The organism is Symbiopectobacterium sp. (assembly GCF_051710365.1).
GTDB lineage: Bacteria > Pseudomonadota > Gammaproteobacteria > Enterobacterales > Enterobacteriaceae > Symbiopectobacterium.
This window is the reverse complement of sequence record NZ_JBPETA010000384.1, coordinates 1-1,006: the sequence shown is the minus strand read 5'-3', so window position 1 is coordinate 1,006 and position 1,006 is coordinate 1. Positions and strand designations below refer to the sequence as shown.

The 1,006-nt window shown below is 45.6% G+C and carries 3 protein-coding genes; 2 read left to right on the top strand and 1 reads right to left on the bottom strand.

Annotated elements, in window-relative coordinates:
• Both ACTBDZ_RS18125 and ACTBDZ_RS18120 read left to right on the top strand, forming a co-directional pair.
• The coding region (locus ACTBDZ_RS18125; protein WP_438813920.1) for a hypothetical protein at window positions 1–100 on the top strand (100 nt) is incomplete at its 5' end.
• 159 nt (window positions 101–259) lie between these two features.
• A complete protein-coding gene (locus tag ACTBDZ_RS18120; RefSeq protein WP_264625844.1) occupies window positions 260–484 on the top strand; it encodes a DUF2594 family protein in 225 nt (74 codons plus the stop codon).
• A gap of 67 nt (window positions 485–551) precedes the next feature.
• On the opposite strand, the gene ACTBDZ_RS18115 is transcribed toward ACTBDZ_RS18120, so the two are convergent.
• Window positions 552–848, bottom strand: a complete 297-nt coding sequence (locus ACTBDZ_RS18115; RefSeq protein ID WP_438816308.1) for a hypothetical protein — start codon at window positions 846–848, stop codon at window positions 552–554.
• Between the last annotated feature and the right edge of the window lie 158 nt (window positions 849–1,006).

Genomic DNA, 1,006 nt, shown 5'->3' with positions numbered 1-1,006 from the left:
TCAATGCTGTTCAATGTGGCAGTTACTGAACAAGGTTCGCCGCTTCATGGAAACCGTCAGCCCGTTTCCCAGTGGAAAACATGGACAGGCAAAAGTGTAGCGGTATTAGGAACAGCTATTTAGCGTAATCAATCCAACACCACCACGTAACGCACTGTGTTATACTCACGTGCATTCCAATGCCCCACTGCGAGAATGAGTCATCATGCTTAGCGCAGAATAAGGCGTTCCATAATATTGTGCTTGTTAAGGAGAGCGCATGAGCAACGTAGATTTTTCTACTGGCAAATCCGTTGAAACACTGGCAGATGAAGTAACCTGTTTAAAAGCAATGATTACGCTCCTGCTAAAAGCCATCGGTCAGGCTGATGCCGGAAAAGTGATCATCAATATGGAAAAACAGATCGCTCAAATCGACGATCCCGCGCAGGCAGAAGTCTTTTCCACCACGCTGAAACAGATTAAACACGCTTATCGCCAATAACAATAGCTGGTTAAGTCTGGAGGCCAGATCCTTCTGGCCGTTTCTATCTCGGCATACCGTCTCAGTGTCACGTCTGACGTTCATTCATCAGCGTTTGCAACTTGAGCAACAGCGCGTGTTCCATCGATTTATAGTGCGTCAAATCCAGAACATAAACCTTATCGAACAGGCGTTTTCGGGAAAGTTGCTTGATTTCATCTACCAGCGACTTTAACTCACTGTAACACCCATTAATTTTGTACTCCGACGACTGCTCGCTACAGATAATCTCATGGATTACCTGACTGAGTGCCGAAAGAGGGATTACGGCATTCGGATCCTGATAGCTTGTTTCAACCACTGCCAAGAGTTTTTCTATCCCCATGAATCCCTCCTGATTGAATGAAGTTGTTGCATGACCCGTCATTCCGCACCTACTTTAAGAATAAATTCGACGGTATCGCTCGCCGAGAACATCAACGATGGTCTTGTGAACAGAATTGAGGTTGGATACTTGTGGTGGTCTGTCACCAATACTGAACT

Excerpts from the sequence above, each read along its gene's own strand:
- ACTBDZ_RS18120 (WP_264625844.1), top strand. The coding sequence starts at position 260 with ATGAGCAACGTAGATTTTTCTACTGGCAAATCCGTTGAAACACTGGCA.
- ACTBDZ_RS18115 (WP_438816308.1), bottom strand. The coding sequence starts at position 848 with ATGGGGATAGAAAAACTCTTGGCAGTGGTTGAAACAAGCTATCAGGAT.